The 16,183-nt window shown below is 52.5% G+C and carries 12 protein-coding genes; 4 read left to right on the forward strand and 8 right to left on the reverse strand.

Features of this window, described 5'->3' with window-relative positions:
- Positions 1-57: 57 nt before the first annotated feature.
- Complete coding sequence (locus tag EPG66_RS11685; protein ID WP_182686922.1) at positions 58-1,242, reverse strand: OmpP1/FadL family transporter; 1,185 nt, start codon at positions 1,240-1,242, stop codon at positions 58-60.
- Between the two features lie 1,470 nt (positions 1,243-2,712).
- Between EPG66_RS11685 and EPG66_RS11690 the strand changes: the two genes are divergently transcribed.
- On the forward strand, positions 2,713-3,060 hold the full coding sequence (locus tag EPG66_RS11690; protein WP_064703967.1) for a hypothetical protein: 348 nt from the start codon (positions 2,713-2,715) through the stop codon (positions 3,058-3,060).
- A 163-nt stretch (positions 3,061-3,223) separates the two neighbouring features.
- Here the strand turns inward: EPG66_RS11690 and EPG66_RS11695 are convergent, their stop codons facing one another.
- Together EPG66_RS11695 and EPG66_RS11700 are read right to left on the reverse strand one after the other, a co-directional pair.
- Positions 3,224-4,567, reverse strand: a complete 1,344-nt coding sequence (locus EPG66_RS11695; protein WP_083069750.1) for an MFS transporter — start codon at positions 4,565-4,567, stop codon at positions 3,224-3,226.
- 482 nt (positions 4,568-5,049) lie between these two features.
- Entirely contained in the window at positions 5,050-6,213 is a 1,164-nt protein-coding gene (locus tag EPG66_RS11700) for a mandelate racemase/muconate lactonizing enzyme family protein (protein WP_115758103.1), read from the reverse strand.
- 192 nt (positions 6,214-6,405) lie between these two features.
- Here EPG66_RS11700 and EPG66_RS11705 point away from each other — a divergent pair, with 192 nt between their 5' ends.
- Positions 6,406-7,332, forward strand: a complete 927-nt coding sequence (locus tag EPG66_RS11705) for a LysR family transcriptional regulator (RefSeq protein ID WP_064703965.1) — start codon at positions 6,406-6,408, stop codon at positions 7,330-7,332.
- 210 nt (positions 7,333-7,542) lie between these two features.
- Here EPG66_RS11705 and EPG66_RS11710 read toward each other — a convergent pair whose 3' ends face one another.
- The 4 genes from EPG66_RS11710 to EPG66_RS11725 form a co-directional block, all read right to left on the reverse strand.
- Complete coding sequence (locus tag EPG66_RS11710; RefSeq protein ID WP_115758102.1) at positions 7,543-8,466, reverse strand: substrate-binding domain-containing protein; 924 nt, start codon at positions 8,464-8,466, stop codon at positions 7,543-7,545.
- A gap of 87 nt (positions 8,467-8,553) precedes the next feature.
- Complete coding sequence (locus EPG66_RS11715; protein WP_182686924.1) at positions 8,554-9,333, reverse strand: TIM barrel protein; 780 nt, start codon at positions 9,331-9,333, stop codon at positions 8,554-8,556.
- The gene (locus tag EPG66_RS11720) at positions 9,333-10,346 is read right to left on the reverse strand and encodes a Gfo/Idh/MocA family oxidoreductase (RefSeq protein WP_115758100.1); all 1,014 of its coding nucleotides are present in this window, start codon (positions 10,344-10,346) and stop codon (positions 9,333-9,335) included. Before EPG66_RS11720 ends, EPG66_RS11715 begins: the two co-directional genes overlap by 1 nt.
- A 12-nt stretch (positions 10,347-10,358) precedes the next feature.
- The gene (locus EPG66_RS11725) at positions 10,359-11,807 is read right to left on the reverse strand and encodes a sugar porter family MFS transporter (protein ID WP_099257061.1); all 1,449 of its coding nucleotides are present in this window, start codon (positions 11,805-11,807) and stop codon (positions 10,359-10,361) included.
- Positions 11,808-11,993: 186 nt separating this feature from the next.
- Between EPG66_RS11725 and EPG66_RS11730 the strand changes: the two genes are divergently transcribed.
- Entirely contained in the window at positions 11,994-13,976 is a 1,983-nt protein-coding gene (locus EPG66_RS11730) for a sigma-54-dependent Fis family transcriptional regulator (protein ID WP_182686926.1), read from the forward strand.
- An 86-nt stretch (positions 13,977-14,062) separates the two neighbouring features.
- Here EPG66_RS11730 and EPG66_RS11735 read toward each other — a convergent pair whose 3' ends face one another.
- A complete protein-coding gene (locus tag EPG66_RS11735; RefSeq protein ID WP_109651512.1) occupies positions 14,063-15,016 on the reverse strand; it encodes an MBL fold metallo-hydrolase in 954 nt (317 codons plus the stop codon).
- Positions 15,017-15,097: 81 nt separating this feature from the next.
- On the opposite strand from EPG66_RS11735, the gene EPG66_RS11740 reads away from it, so the two are divergent.
- Positions 15,098-16,024, forward strand: coding sequence for a LysR family transcriptional regulator (locus EPG66_RS11740; RefSeq protein WP_182686928.1), 927 nt, complete (start codon positions 15,098-15,100; stop codon positions 16,022-16,024).
- Positions 16,025-16,183 lie beyond the last annotated feature (159 nt).

A 16,183-nucleotide genomic window follows, 5' to 3' on the forward strand; every position in this document is an offset into this window, starting at 1 on the left:
CATCAGGTCAGATCGTTCGATATCAGGTTATGTGATGCGCCTCCTTGGTTTGCCCGGTCAGAATGTCCGGCTGTAGTTGATGCCAAAAAAGTAGAGAGCAGGGTTGTCATAACGCCCTTTAATCAAGGGCGATGCGACCTGTGAGGAGTCAATGTGCGCGTATTCGAAGGCCGCGCCGATGCTGCTGGCAGGATCGAGCTGGTAACGCGCGCCAGCCCCCCAGCGCCATGTATCGCCGGAAGGCATGGTCAGGGAGGTATCCTGCTGGTTGCGGTAGAAACTGCTGTCGAAGGCAACGCCGGTATTCAGCGTCCAGTCAGAAGTGAGTCTGAATTGGGTACCCAGCGCGAGGTGCCAGGTATCACGCAGACGTCCGTTATCGCCCACCTGATTACCTGCCACGGTTATTTCACTGTTGCTGTAATCGCTCCAGTCCTGCCATCCCGCATCACCCATAACAGCCCAGCGATCATTTAGCTGGTGGAAAAGGCTGAGCATGATCTGCTGAGGCGTATTGACGATGGCGGCAATGGGTAATGTCCAGGCCGGGGAATTATTGAGCTGGTCAAGCCGGATAGTGTTGTTAACGTTGAAGTGATAATTTGTCCGGCTGGTATAGGTTAATCCGGCACGCGTCTGCGGGGTAAACTGCCACAACGCACCGACTTTTCCATTGAGCGCCCAGTCATGGTCGGAGAGTTCATCGCCGCGGGCGCGTTTGATTTTTAGCAGGCCATAGTTAATCCCGACACCCGCACCCAACGAAACGGCGTCGTTGAGTTGCCAGGCAAGCGCAGGCATCAGGGTGACCGCCAGTAGCGTACTGTCCCTGATCAGGTTTTCTCCGGCCCAGTCACCGAAATGCAGACCCAGCCCGTAGTTGCCGTAAAATCCTACTCCGGCACTTACGGTTGGGCTGATCCGTTGCGTGTAAAAAGCGCTGCCACCGGGAAACCAGCCAATAACATTGCCAGGGCTGTTTCCGCTGAGTTGGGCATCATCGTCCAGATGATAAGGCGCATCGCCATACAGGGCCTGTGCACCTATCGTAAGCATTTTATCTGGCAGCATTGTCATGCCCGCCGGGTTGGTGAACAGGGTTGAGGCATCCTGCGCACGTGCCGCCTGACCGGCACCAGCCAGACCTATATCATCCGTACCAATTTCATAAAGGTAGAGCCCGCTGGCCTGTGATGAAGCGGAAACTAAAAGCAGTGCAAACAGTCCTGTGATTCGCCGCATAGCGTCTCCGGAAGGTTATGGCTGTCTGAATCTTCTCTACAGATCCAGCTTAAATTTGCTGGGTATACTTTTGTGCCTCATCTGCAAATACACTAAGCAAAGCGGTAGAAAGTAAACCGGCCAGGGCCAGACTGCGGGCCAGCGGTATTAATTTCATGCATTTCCTCGGGATTTCAGACGAATGAAAACTGCATCCGGCACAACGGAATTAAAGACGTGATTACAGCGTCCGGCATGAAGAGCCAGCAGCAACTGTTACGAGGCAGCAATAATTGCTAACATTTGTTTTAACGTTAGCAAGATCTTAAAAATTCACCAGTTTGAGTTAAGTCAAATATCGGATTTTATTCGCTAACTTTGATGAGCATCATAAAATCAGAATTTAAAATCATAACAAAACCATTATATCTCTCTGTTTTTATTTATTTTTTTACTTATTCCGCTAAATTTCAGTTTATCCCTTATGTAAGTCAGTATCTTGATTTTTGAGAATTGCCTCATTTTGTGGTGTGAGGAATGTTCAGTGCGAATTAATATAAAAAACAGAATTAAATGGTCCTGATGCGCACAGAATGACCGGATGCACTTGAATTCAGGTTATGCAATTCAGATGCTTTGCTGACGGCGCTTTTGTCCGGTTTCTGTTGTGAGACCAATTCAATGCTAGTAGTGTCGCGGTATGGTATACGTCATGAGAGAAAGGAATATCAGAAGGCTTTTTAACATAGCCTTGCGATGTCAAAGTACTCATTCGCCTGTAATTTCGTCAGAAAGGTGAATAATGCTTTCAGCCTGTCAGGGTGAATAAAAAACCTTTTTCATTTGTCGCGTATATAACGCGCTTCATTTCCGCCCCGTTACTTTGGGCTGTCAGTAATTTAATATCGTTCGCGTTGCCGTAGAGGCGATCGCTCTGGCGATGGTGTCTGCATGTTTAACGGAAATGAATGTTCAAAATTTAAAATTACCGTTCATGGGTATAGGTCAGAGGTAATGCACCAGGGGGCTGGATGGCGTCAGTACTGAGCTGACTGCAGCGATGCTACACGGATAACAACAGTATGTGAGTCAGCACATGATCTCATAATGATAGCCTCCGGTTAAACGTGACGGCAGGATTGAGAGATGAGTAATTGAAGAGCGCGAAAAATCTTAAACTTAATCTGATGTTAATCCTGTTTAGTGGCTGAAGCACAGAGCTTACGCGTTGCGTGTATTGATAAATACATTCCCGACTGGAACGATAAACCTGCCACCTTCGGGCCTTTCCTTAAGTCAAATCCGCGCCCCGCCGCCATGATTGGTTTATACCTCAGTTACTGATAGTGCCAGCTAAAACTGGAGTGAAAATAACGCGCGTTATCGTAACCTTTGAACTCTACATTTTTCATTCAAAAACAGTAACTTCTCCTCTGATTACAGTTCGCCTATGCTGGCTGCTCATTAAGTTTCACTTCAGAAGGATCTGTTATGTTTGTTGTGCCCGCATCTTACAGTGCAGAGGCTGTTCAGTGCCTTTATGAAGTCATCGGCATACTCAGCCTGAACGGCGTACGCTGCCACGTTATCTTTGACAGTCAGGCATCCCGCGCCGCAGTGATCCAGGCGGATGCGACAGAGGAACATGGCGAAATGCGCCATCCTGTGCTGGCCGTGCTGGAAATGGAACGCGTAACGAGTATCAACACCATACTGCGCATCAAATCGTTCTGGACCGATTCCGAGGGCGCTCAATCAGGTGTGGAACCAGGCACTCTGGCAAAAGCGTTGTATAAAGCGCTGACAACAAAGAAACATATCACGCTGGTGGGATTGTAGGCATTCTGAAGCCCGTAAAGTACGGGCTGTAACTGTCAGATGTTGAGAGAGATACACGCCGGGGATGAGCATGATAATTCCACAGGTGCACAAGAGTACTTAATGCTGATCCGCGCATCCTGCCTGATCGGGCGTCCGATGCCTGTGTGAAGATTCCGCTTTATTATTGACGTGTTGATACTGCTCTGTTTGAAGACACAGAGAATGCCTTGCTGAAGTCTAGGATACGTTCCTCACGTCCCACGGCAAGGGCAAACAGCACGCCACCCACAATTGAGAACAGCCCCAGAACACCCCATGCCAGCGTCATATCAGTGCCGCCACCCAGATGCTTGAGGTATCCGGCAACAAGGGGGCCGCCAAACTGTCCAATGAAGTTGCTGCATGCGCCGACAAAAGCCACCGCAGGAACCGCTTTCTTTGTCGGGAGAATTTCAGTCAGCCTGACGTAAACCAGCGGCACCAGCATCTTCATTGTCAGGCCGACAAACATGAACAAACCTATCTGAGCCCAGTAATATGACAGCGGCACAAAAGCGGCAGCCAGTAATGCCACACCACAGAGGACGGTGGGAATAGCGGCATGCAGTCGTCGCTCCTGGTTGTACTTATCTGAACGCCGGGTGATATACCAGATGCCCAGCATCGTCATCAGGAAAGGCATCCCGCTGATGAGACCAACCATAAATTCACTTAGCGTGCCATACCCTTTGAGAGCTGTCGGCAGCCAGAGCGTAAAACCGTAAGCGAGCATGCTATGCAGCGAGTAGCCGATCAGCATCAGCCAGAGGGCCGGTATTTTGAGAATGGTCCACCAGGGATCGGATTTCTCATTCCTGTAGTTTGACTGCTCAGCCGCCAGGTCTTTCTGGATATAATCCCGATCTTCGGCACTCAGCCAGCCAGCGGCCTGAATACTTTTAGGTACCAGATAAAACCAGATGATGCAGAACAGCCAGGCCGGTGCACCTTCAATCACCATCATCATGCGCCAGTTATGATGTGCGAGGATCCAGCCAGATATCGGACCGGCCAGAAACGCGCCCGCACCCAGGCTAAGATTCCAGATTCCGAATGCCCGCCCCCGTTCAGGCTTCATAAACCACTGGGCAAGGAACATGGCCGTGGCGGCCTGAATTGGACCTTCAGCGATGCCCAGTAAGAAACGGATCGCTACCAGTTCACCGAAGTTACGCGTCAGGCCAGTAAGCATTGCGCAGGCCCCAAACAGAAACAGGCTGATGCCTATTATTTTCCGTGATCCAAAACGGAGAGCCAGCCATCCTGCGGTAAATTGCGTGGCGACGTAACCCCAGGCAAAGGCGCCGCCAAGCCAGCCGGCTTCAACAGGACTCAGGCCCATTTCAGCTGTTATATGGGGCAGCGCCATACCTATATTCACCCGATCAAAAAATGAAATGGTATACATGATGAATACGGCAGGTAAAATAATTGTCCAGCGTTTATTTCCGATAAGCGCATTACCCTTGAGAGTTTTCTCACTCATAATAACTTCCTCATTTAACACTGTGGCAGGGGGAGGAAATGCTGATTTCAGATCCTTTTAAATATCAGTCAAAATTTTTTATTCATTACCCGAAGAATGTTACGGAGAAATGAGCAGTCTTAGAGCAAAAGGCGCGGATAAACAGGCAAAACTCCAGAATTAATGGTTGGTTCTAACTTACTGATATTTATAAAACTTCCAGTTCATATTTAACCCGGCAAGACTATCTGAATGTCGATAATTAAACGGATGGCTGATATACTCCCAGGCAGAGTTTATGCTTAAATCAAAGTCAGCCCTTCAACCAGAAATTATTAACAATGCTACCCTTTGTCAGTTCAATAATGCCCTCTTCACTCAGATTCAGATAAATTTATTCTCGCTGAGGCGTCAGGTTAATTAAGAGATTGATATCTTCCCGCAGCCCCTCAACTTAACGAGGGGCGCAGTGACATTAAACATGCCGTAATGTAAGCGGAAACTTATTCAGCCAGCGCCCGCATTTCTTTAATGAGGTCTGATTTGCCTTCGAAACCAATACCCGGCAGTTCCGGCATAATAATATGGCCATCTTCAACTTTTACCGAGTCCGGGAAACCGCCGTAAGGCTGGAACAGATCAGGATAGCTTTCGTTACCACCCAGACCGAGGCCTGCGGCGATATTCAGGGACATCTGATGGCCGCCATGAGGTATGCAGCGTGACGGTGACCAGCCAAACTGCTCCAGCACATCCAGTGTGCGCAGATACTCAACCAGCCCATAGGAGAGCGCGCAGTCAAATTGCAGATAGTCGCGATCCGGACGCATACCGCCATACCGCAGCAGGTTGCGCGCGTCCTGATGTGAAAAGAGGTTTTCGCCCGTTGCCATTGCGCCTGGATAGAACTCCGACAGGGCTGCCTGCAGAGAATAATCGAGCGGATCGCCAACCTCTTCGTACCAAAAGAGCGGGAATTCACGCAGCATTTTTGCGTAGGCAATACCGGTTTCCAGATCAAAGCGACCATTAGCATCAACGGCGAGGCGCGCTTCGCTGCCGATTTCTTCCAGTACGGCCTCAATACGGCGGCGGTCTTCGTCCAGAGAGGCACCACCGATTTTCATTTTCACAACGTTATAGCCGCGGTTCAGGTAGCCGCGCATTTCCTGTCGCAGTGCGCCAAAGTCTTTACCTGGATAGTAATAACCCCCAGCCGCATAGACGAAGACGCGCGGATTAGCCTCAACCCCCTTCATTTCGGCCAGCAGGCGGAACAGCGGCTTGTTTGCGATTTTTGCCGTTGCATCCCAGATGGCCATGTCCAGGGTTCCCACTGCTACTGAACGCTCGCCATGACCGCCAGGCTTTTCGTTGCTCATCATCACGGCCCAGACTTTATGCGGATCCAGGTTGTTACCTTTGGCATTCAGCAGGCTTTCGGGATCGGCTTCCAGGATGCGGTCGCGGAAGCGTTCCCGGATCAGGCCACCCTGGCCATAACGGCCGTTAGAGTTAAAGCCATATCCCACTACACGGCGCCCGTCGACTTCAACATCTGTCACAACGGCGACCAGGCTTGTCGTCATCTTGCTGAAATCGATGTACGCGTTACGAATAGGGGAAGCAATGGGTTTGGTAATTTCTACAACATCAAGGATGCGCATGATCTCTCCGGTAGTTCTCAGTCAAAGACTGTTTTACTAAAATACCTACGCAATCAGTTATGTCATGCCATCTGTTTATCGGCATTTATCGGCACAATGAAGTAGCGTAGTGTTAAGGGACCTGATTGTTCTGTCTGCTATTATCCTAAGCAGTACAAGGATTCCGTTCTAATGCCAAAGAGGCAGCCTGTAATGCAAAATCGGCATCACCTGGAGTTAACCTGGCTTGAAGACTGTATTGCGCTGGCGCAATCACTCAATTTTTCCCGAGCGGCAGCTTCACGATATGTGACACAGCCTGCATTCAGCCGCAGAATCGTCTCGCTTGAAGAGTGGCTTGGCACGCCAATTTTTGAAAGAAACCGTCGGGGTGTCAGCCTGACACGCGCCGGAGAGGTTTTCGTCAAGCAGGTGCCGGAACTTATTCGTGCGCTTTATACACTGAGGAGTGAATCTATCGAGGCCGCAGGAGAAGCCAGGCCGGATGTTATTTTTTCCGCCACGCACGCGCTGTCATTTTCTTTTTTTCCGGCACTGATGCGGAACAACGAAAAAATTGCCCGCTTCGGATCATTTCGCCTGCTGTCTGACACATTAAGTGCCTGCGAGCGCATGATTGAGAAAGGTGACGCGCAATTTCTGCTTTCTTATTACCATCCTCATATGCACATCCATCTCGATCAGTCGAAATATCTCAGCGTCCGGCTTGGACGGGAAGTTTTACAGCCGTATTCACGATGCGATCCGACAACGCGTGAGCCTCTATTCCATGCGTCAGGCGGTAAAAAGTTTCCTTTCCTCTCCTATTCTGCAGAGTCCGGCCTGGGCCGCATACTGTCTAATACCTCACAGGTTAACCGGGCCAGACGCGGAATGGATATTGCTTTCACGGCCGATCTTGCTGCCACATTACTCGCCATGGTTAAAGCCGGAGATGGCGTTGCCTGGCTGCCGGAAACACTGGCAGCGCCGGATGTTGATGCTGGCTCGATTGCCGTAGCAGCTAATAACGAGAGCGCACTCTGGATACCCATAGAGATCCGGCTGTTCAGACCCGCAGCGAGGATGTCTCGCGCGGTAGAAGCGTTGTGGGAAATTTTCTTAGATGGCCAAATCTGAGCGGCAAACTACTTTGAGCTGATCGCGACAACATCTGAAAGGAATAAAGCGAGAACACATCAGAACCGCAAACTGACAATATATGCACGCCAGCTTTCCGTTTTTAATTAAAGCGGTCCTGAACTCGCGCGCATGTCCGTTTTTGTCAGATGCGGCCATTTACTTTCATGTGAACAACAGGAGAGGTTAACGTTATTTCTGAACCAGAAATTATCCTGCATTCTCAGCAGAGAAACTTTGGTAATTCTCAGGCGTAATCAGCTTATAAGGCACCCAGTTAAGCGTCTCAACTTTCTTTTTATCCAGCAGCGCTTTGGTCACCTGGACTGCACCCGTGGCCTGGCCTCTGGCATCCTGAAAAATAGTCAGCGCCATCTTGCCGTTTTTAATGAACTGCTGACCGTCCGGTGTTCCGTCAATACCGGCCACAAGAATCTTTTCATTCTTCGCCTGGCTTAACGCCATGATGGCACCGATTGCCATCTCATCGTTATTTGCGGCGATGGCATCAATCGGACGCTGATTCAGCAGCCAGCCTGACACGACATCTACCGCTTCATTGCGCTGCCATTTCGCCGTCTGTTTCTCAATGACTTTCAGGTTCTTATATTTGCTGATAACGGCTTCCACAGCGCGGGTGCGCTCACGTGCCTCTTCATTCGACAGTGCCCCCATCAGAATGGCCACATTGCCTTTGTAGTTCATTTTTTTTGCCAGTGCTTCCATCTGCATTTCACCACCCAGCGCCGAATCAGAGCCGACGTACGCCATGTTTTCGGGCAATTTCACTTCCGGTTTCCGGTTCACAAAAACCAGCGGAATACCGGCCTTTTTTGCAGCGTTGATCATCGGTAAAACGCCCTGGGTATCGACCGGATTAAGAATAATGGCGTCTACGCCCTGGTTGATAAAGTCATCTACCTGCTGCACCTGCAGCGCGACATCACCTTTCGCATCGACAAACTGGCTGTTGAGCTGGCTGGCTTTCAGCTCCTGTTGCATGCGGGTGCGAAGAATAGAGACAAAGTTAAGATCGAAGTTAGCCAGCGCGACGCCAACGGTGAGGGTTTTGGCGTTGACACCGACACTAAACAGCAGGACGCATAGGCAAAGAAGGAGGTTTCTGATGTTCATAGTGTGTTCCTGTAGGGTTGAGGCTGTTATTGTTTTCATTAAATTTATTTTGCGTCGGGCAACAGGCAGATACCCGACGCACTGCGCTTACAACGTAAAGTGATCGCGGAACTGCTGGATAGCCGCTGTGCTATCGCCACTGGCCCAGCCTTCCATGGCTACTGTGCCGCTGTAACCCATCTCCTGTAGGGTCCGGGCGATAGCACGGTAATTGATCTCCCCGGTGCCCGGCTGCTGGCGGCCAGGTACATCGGCAACCTGGATTTCTCCGATAGCGGAGCCGCAGCGCCGCAGCAATTCAATCAGATTGCCTTCGCCAATTTGTGCATGGTAGAGATCCAGATTCATCTTCAGCGCCGGGCTGTTTACCGCTTCGACCAGCGCCAGCGTCTCAGACGCCAGGGCAAAGGGTGTGCCTGGATGATCGACCGGCAGGTTAAGGTTTTCGAGAGTGAAAACCCGCCCGGCTCGTTCGCCGAGAAGCGCAACCTGCCGCAACGTATCGGCGGCCTTCAGCCACATTGCGCCCGTTACCGTTGTCACGGGTTTTACCGGCAGACCGCGTTCGTCAAGCCCGGTGCCATGCAGATTCAGTACCGGACAGCCGAGACGTGCAGCTACGGCCAGCGACGCTTCAGCGCTTTGCAGCAGCTGCTGGATTTCCGTCTCATCCGTCAGATTACCGCTCAGATAACCGGTCATAGAGGTAAAGCGTGCACCGGTCGCGACCAGCGCATCGATATCCTTGCTGGCCCATCCCCAGATTTCGACGCCAAAACCCAGTTCATGAATGCGTTTTACGCGCTCAACAAACGGCAGTTCCAGAAATACCATTTCAGCGCATACGGAAAGTTGATAACCGGTCATCAGCGAACTCCCAGCTTAACGGGCAGGTTGCGCTGCACGGATTCGATACAGGCCAGCGCGATTTCCAGCGCGTTTCGCGCATCTTCGCCGGTGGCGCGGGGCGTTTCACCGCTGCGGATACAGCGGGCAAACTCACTCATTTCTGCCACGTACGCTTCGCGCAGCAGATCTGAATCCAGTCGTGACGTTTCCACCGCAATTCCACTGGCGGTGTAACGCACGCAGTGATTGGCATTGATGTGGCCCGCCTGAAGCATGCCTTTACTGCCAAAGACCTCGCCACGCACGTCGTAGCCATACACCGCCTGAAAGTTCGCCTCAGCAATCGCGATGGCGCCGTTATCAAAGCGAATAGTGACAACCGAGGTATCCAGCAGACCTTTATCTTTGAAATCTGGCCGCACCAGTGCATCTGCCAGCGCATAGACTTCAACCGGCTTCGCGCCGTGATTGAAGTGCAGCAGGGTGTCAAAATCGTGAATGAGGGTTTCAAGGAAAATTGTCCACTGCGGAATCGGGGCGGGATCGTTCAGGCCCGGGTCACGGGTTACAGATCGGCTGAGCTGCGTCGACCCATTCTCGCCGTTTTTCACCGCCGCAATCGCCGCCGCAAAGCCGGAATCAAAGCGGCGATTAAAGCCTACCTGTAACACAACGCCTGCCTGTTTTGCCGCCGCGATAGCGCGATCGGCCTCCTCCAGCGTCACAGCCATCGGCTTTTCACAGAACACATGTTTGCCGGCATTGGCCGCAGCGATCACCCACTCTGCATGTGTCCGGGCAGGAGCCGCAATCGCAATGGCGTCAATTTCATCATCCTGCAGCAGCGCATGCAGATCGCTGTACGCTTTGCTGACCCCAAGCCGGCTGGCGAGCTTTTCCGCCGCGCCGGGGAACGGATCGGCCACGGCTGCCAGGGTGGCGCCAGGCACGCGCCAGGCCAGATTTTCGGCATGAAAACTGCCCATGCGGCCTGCGCCAATTAAACCCACACGCACTGTTTGATGGTTCATAAAAACTCCTTATTATTTCGCTTTAGCCCAGGCGGGCGAGGACGGGTGTTGATCAGATCGTTGCGCATCAGCGGCGAAACGACGGGATTTGGAGAGCATCAGTGGCTCAATATGCTCAAGTGAAACGCCCCGGGTTTCCGGTAAAAAGCGGCGGACAAACCAGAATGCGATAAGCGATCCCACCGCACACAACATCAGCGGGAAGGCACCATGAAAGTGTTCCATCAGCACCCGGCTGCGGTTCATCATCGGGAAGCTTTGGGTAACGATAAAATTCGCGACGTACATTGAGGCAAACGCAAAGCCCATCGCCACGGCACGAATACGATTAGGAAAGATTTCAGAGATCAGCAGCCAGGCACCCAGGCTCCAGGAAAGGCCAAATATCAGTACGAAGGCTAACAGCCCAATCACCGGCAGCAATCCACCAGCATCGGCGATAAATGCCCAGGCGGTGAAGACCATCGAGAGCGCACATCCCAGTGCCCCCCAGCGCAGCAGCAGCGTCCGGCCCAGACGATCGATGGTACTCAGACAAACGGCCACGCCAGCCAGCAGCGCAAGGCCAAGGAAGATGCTGTGAAACAGGGAAGACTGGGTACTGCCGGTGATGTTTTGTAAGAGTGACGGCGCGTAATAGAGCAGGATGTTGATACCGGAGATCTGCTGCAAAATGGCAATGGCACAGCCAACCAGCAGGATATAGCGTGCCCGCGCGTCACGCAGGATGCCGCGCTGGCTGGTCCGGGCGTTATCATGCTGACTCGATGTCAGGATCTCCTGTAACAGTCGCTCGGCGTGCTGCGCATTCGAAAGACGGGTCAGCACGTCGAGGGCGCGATCTTTTTTACCGTTCAGCGCCAGCCAGCGCGGCGACTCAGGCATAAATGGTACCAGCAGCAGGAATAGCGCACAGGGCACCACGCCGGAGGCCAGCATCCAGCGCCAGCCTTCACTGACAATCCACTGATGTGGCATACCGCGTGCTATCAGGTAATTCACGATATAAACCGCCACCTGTCCGCCGACCATCAGCATCTGTTGCAGGCCGAGCATGCGGCCCCGCCAGTCTTTCGGTGAAACTTCCGCGATATAAAGCGGCGTAATCGCAGAGGCCATCCCGACCGCCAGTCCGCCGATCAGTCGCCAGATAACAAAATCTGTCAAAGAACTGGCCAGCGCCGCGCCCACCGCAGAGAGCACAAAGAGTATGGCGGTGACGATTAGTGTTGATTTGCGGCCGATACGATCTGAAATGAAGCCAACGCCCCATGCGCCAGCGATGCAGCCGAGAATGACATTTGATACCGCCCAGCCACTTTCCCAGGGAGTTAAATTCAGATGTTCTGTCAGCGGATCGATAACGCCGGAAATTACTGAAGCGTCATAACCCAGAATCACGCCACTGAGTGAGGCAATGGCACAGATAAACAGAATCAGGCGTAAATTATGTTTGCGCATAACAACTTATTTCCCTTGGCTTGTTTGATTCACATCACGGCATCAACCATTGCAAAGGAGATGCCAACCAAAATCCGGGAAATTTTGTGAGCATGGGCACGGTATCTGATCACAAATCGGCAACAAAGTTTACATGTCAACTTCACATGTCAATAAAATGGACATTTAACCTGGAGGGAACGGCCGGTGAATCAGCAACGGTTATTAAGAGATGAGAGCGATGCGATTTTCAGCCTGCCGGATAGAGAGGATGCTGACAGCTGGGACGCGCTGTTGTGGCAGAGCTGGCAGAGCTTTACCCAGGGCGAACAGCCACCCGCGCTGCGACAGAGTATTTTGCATTCATGGCAGCGTTCGCAGCAGTACGGTATTGATCCACACCGCTTTATCTATACCGCCCCGCCGGCCAGTGAGCTGACTACGATTCTTGAGAACAATGCCGAACTGATTCTTGTGGCGCGTAGCATTATGGAAAATTTGCTCGCCTATAATCCGGACGGACACATTAACCTTACCGACGCGCAGGGCGTGACGCTGCATTTTTGCGGTGCCGACCTGACACCCGTCGGCAGTATCCTGCGTGAAGAGGTACTGGGCACTAACTGTACCGCGCGCTGCCTGATTGAACAGCGGCTGGTGTACGTGCTGAGCGGTGAGAACTGGAAGTTTGATCTGCGCAAACGCCGCCGACAGTGCGCGGCGGCACCGGTCCGCGATGACAGCGGCCAGTTGGTTGGTGTGCTGACCCTGACCGCCACGCCGGAGAATTTTAATGCCCATACTTTGGGAACGGTCCAGGCGGCGGCAGAAGCTGTCGGGCAGCAGCTGACGCTTCGACGCCTGCTGGCTGAACAGCAGTCCATTCTGGAGACGCTGAATGAGGGCGTCATTGTCTGTGATAAACAGGGCCGCATCAAAACCCTTAACCGCTATGCACGCCAGATTTTCAGCGGGCTGGATCCACACGACACCCCCATTGACGCACTGCTGCAACCGCAGGGCGGATCGTTGCTGACGATGCCTTTTTGCAATGACCTTGAGCTGCAGTTCAGGCCGGAAGGCCTTGATCCCCTATCCTGCCTGATATCTTTAATGCCCGCACCGGATGGCGGACGCGTGCTGTCACTGCGTGAAAATCAGCGCATCCGCGCCATTACACGGCGGGTAATGGGCGTGAACGCCAGTTACACCTTTGAAATGATCCGCGGCCACTCGCCGCCCCTGCAGCAGGCGATCCATAAGGCACGCGTCAGCAGCCGTACCGACAGCACGGTGCTACTCAGCGGCGAAAGCGGGACCGGCAAAGAGTTGTTTGCTCAGGCCATTCATAATGCCAGTCCACGCCAGCATGAAGCATTTATCGCCCTGAACTGCGGCGCAATACCGCGCGACCTGGTGCAAAGCGAACTGTTTGGCTATGCCGATGGCGCCTTCACCGGTTCGCGTCGTGGCGGTTCAGCGGGCAAGTTTGAACTGGCTGACGGCGGTACCCTGTTCCTTGATGAGATTGGTGAGATGCCGCTCGAAGCGCAAACCAGCCTGTTGCGTGTTTTGCAGGAGAGCGAAGTGCTGCGTATCGGCGCGGCGCAGCCGGTTAAAGTGAATGTGCGTATTATTGTGGCTACCCACTGTAATCTGCCTGAAGCCGTTGAGAAAAACGCATTCCGGCGCGATCTCTATTACCGCCTGAATGTAATTTCACTGGAGATCCCGCCGCTGCGCGATCGTCGCGAAGATATTCCGGAGCTGGTTAACATTTTTATTCAGGCACTCTGCACGCGTCTGAAGCGTATTCCGCCAGTGGTCGCGCCAGACGCAATGGCATGTCTGCAATCCTGGAACTGGCCGGGAAACGTTCGGGAACTGGAAAATGTGATCGAGCGTGTGGTCAATCTGAGTGAAGGGCTAGAGATTACCCGAACCGATTTGCCCGAATCGCTGCAGAAAATCTCAATTAATGAGGTTGCCGGGGATATGCCATCCTCACTGCACAACCTGGAGCGCATGCATATTTTACAGATTGTCAGTGAACAACAGGGAAATCTGCGCCAGTCGGCGCAACTGCTGGGGATCTCAAGAACAGCGTTATATAACAAGCTGAATGCCTGGAAAATCGACTACCGTGCTTTCAGAAAAAATGTGCCTGAATCGCTGCGACGACCTGAATGATTAGCGGCATAACACCAGAACAGCTGACGTCCGGCGATTAGCAGAGAGCGATGATGCCGTTCCGCTTGCCGCTAAATTAAAAAACCTTACTGCCCGAGCTGCGTGGTGTAATTAGCAGGTACCCAGCGATAAGCGTTACCTTCATGCTGAACATGGCCCAGGCCCGGGAAGGCGATATGCGCCGCAGCCACCCAGTAGCCCTGATCTGCAGCCTGTTTCAGTACCCTTTCACGTGTAGTGATAGCCTGCTTCTGATTCACATCAAAATGGATGGCTACTTCAGGATCGGGCATTTGCACCGCTTTGGCATGGATGATATCTCCCCACAGCACCAGGGACTGTCCTTCACTCTCTACCCGATAAAGTACGCTGCCCGGCGTGTGGCCGGCTGTCGACTCTGCACGGATTCCCCCCGGTAATGTGGCTGGTGCCATAAACGTTTTAAGCAGGCCAGCATTGATGACCGGGCGAAGAGTCCGTTCAGATTCTGCAAAGGTATGAACCTGACTCGCCTCTACCCTGCTGACGTTAGCCGGATTAAGCCAGAAATCGACATCCCGTTTATCTACGAACACTTCGGCCTTTGGAAAAGCAGGCTTGCCCGCGCGTGAAACACCGCCTGAATGATCGGCATGAATATGGGTTAAAAGTACGGCATCGATCGATTCTGCCGGATAGCCAGCGGCGGCCAGATTAGTCAGCAGATGTCCGCCATTGTGTCCAAAAAGCTCACCGGCTCCGGTATCGACTAAAATGCGCTGTTTACCATTATCAATAACAAAGGCATTGATTGATGTTTCGGCCTGCGGCGTCATCGAATCTCTGGCCATTTCCTGGTTTAGTTTTTCAGGCGAAATGTTAGTCAGTAATTTATTCAGGGGAACGGTCACCGTGCCGTCCGAAACTGCGGTAATGCGTAATTTCCCCAATGTCATCCGGTAATAACCCGGAGCTTGCTGATCCCGTGCAGAGGTCTGTTCGGCAGCATAGACCGGACTGAACGCAATAAGAGACGCCACCAGCATCAGTAAAATTTTCATAAATATCTCTCCAGAAAGTTTCATCACAACGTGGTGGGCAGTATCCTTACGCAACCTTTATCACTCAAATTGATTAAACTGATGTTCAATATCAGAGAAAATGATTTTCATCGAATCGACCTGAATTTGCTGACGGTGCTGTTAGTTCTGAAGCGGGAAGGCAGCGTGTCACGTGCGGCAGAAAAGCTGCATCTGGGTCAGCCAGCGGTCAGTAATGCACTGGCCCGGTTGCGGGTCATGTTCAGCGATCCACTGTTTGTGCGCACGGCGAAAGGCATGGAGCCAACCTCGCGTGCTGAAGCGCTGATCGCTGAGCTGGGACCTTTAATGGCACAGATGCAGAACGTACTGTTTCAGCCAGTATCCTTCACGCCTTCTGAGGCGACACATGTTTTTCGGCTGGGGATGAGCGACTGGGTTGAACGCTGGCTGATGCCAGGACTGTATGCGCGCATCACACGCACCGCTCCCGGCGTGACGCTTCAGGTCACGGCCAGCGATCCCTTCCGGGATGCAGAATTGGTCGCGCGTGGAGAGATCGATCTTGCCATTTCGGTTGGCGAGAGCACACCCGCCACGCTCCAGCGCGAGAAGATTGTGTCACACAACTTTTGTACGTTGTGGCACCCGGAACAGCTTTCGTTGCGTGCACCGCTGACGCTGGAGGATTATGTGGCGCATGATCATCTGCTGGTTTCCTATCGAGGGGCGAACTGGGGCGCCATCGATGACCAGCTTGCGGCATCAGGAAAGGCACGTTCGATTCGCTACGTGACGCCGCATTTTTCTTCTCTGCCTCCGCTGCTGGCGTGCGCACCCGCGTTAGCCACTGTTCCCGCCGGGCTGTCGGTTGAGTGGGTAACGCATTACGGCTTATGCTGTAGCCCGGTACCCGTTGAAACACCGGAAATAGCCCTGTCACTGCTCTGGCATAAACGGTTTGATAACGATTTGCCACTGCGCTGGCTCAGAGAGGAACTGCGTAGCGTGATGACAGAACGAACCTGAATAGCTGCACTCACGGGAAGCTAAGACCTGTAGTGACACCCTGGTTCGATGAGGACCTTAACCTCATATTATCGAGTGCAAATTCAAAGAGCACATGAATAAGCAGGTAAAATTTTTACCTGCCCCGCTCTATATCAGCGTGATGCTGTTTGTCGTCCA

Source organism: Pantoea pleuroti (assembly GCF_014156615.1).
GTDB classification, from domain to species: Bacteria; Pseudomonadota; Gammaproteobacteria; order Enterobacterales; family Enterobacteriaceae; genus Pantoea; species Pantoea agglomerans.

What these genes read in the sequence shown, in the direction of transcription:
- EPG66_RS11720 (WP_115758100.1), bottom strand. Translation starts at nt 10,346, where the DNA reads ATGAACCATCAAACAGTGCGTGTGGGTTTAATTGGCGCAGGCCGCATG.
- EPG66_RS11740 (WP_182686928.1), top strand. Translation starts at nt 15,098, where the DNA reads ATGTTCAATATCAGAGAAAATGATTTTCATCGAATCGACCTGAATTTG.
- EPG66_RS11705 (WP_064703965.1), top strand. Translation starts at nt 6,406, where the DNA reads ATGCAAAATCGGCATCACCTGGAGTTAACCTGGCTTGAAGACTGTATT.
- EPG66_RS11700 (WP_115758103.1), bottom strand. Translation starts at nt 6,213, where the DNA reads ATGCGCATCCTTGATGTTGTAGAAATTACCAAACCCATTGCTTCCCCT.
- EPG66_RS11685 (WP_182686922.1), bottom strand. Translation starts at nt 1,242, where the DNA reads ATGCGGCGAATCACAGGACTGTTTGCACTGCTTTTAGTTTCCGCTTCA.
- EPG66_RS11695 (WP_083069750.1), bottom strand. Translation starts at nt 4,567, where the DNA reads ATGAGTGAGAAAACTCTCAAGGGTAATGCGCTTATCGGAAATAAACGC.
- EPG66_RS11690 (WP_064703967.1), top strand. Translation starts at nt 2,713, where the DNA reads ATGTTTGTTGTGCCCGCATCTTACAGTGCAGAGGCTGTTCAGTGCCTT.
- EPG66_RS11710 (WP_115758102.1), bottom strand. Translation starts at nt 8,466, where the DNA reads ATGAACATCAGAAACCTCCTTCTTTGCCTATGCGTCCTGCTGTTTAGT.
- EPG66_RS11715 (WP_182686924.1), bottom strand. Translation starts at nt 9,333, where the DNA reads ATGACCGGTTATCAACTTTCCGTATGCGCTGAAATGGTATTTCTGGAA.
- EPG66_RS11735 (WP_109651512.1), bottom strand. Translation starts at nt 15,016, where the DNA reads ATGAAAATTTTACTGATGCTGGTGGCGTCTCTTATTGCGTTCAGTCCG.
- EPG66_RS11725 (WP_099257061.1), bottom strand. Translation starts at nt 11,807, where the DNA reads ATGCGCAAACATAATTTACGCCTGATTCTGTTTATCTGTGCCATTGCC.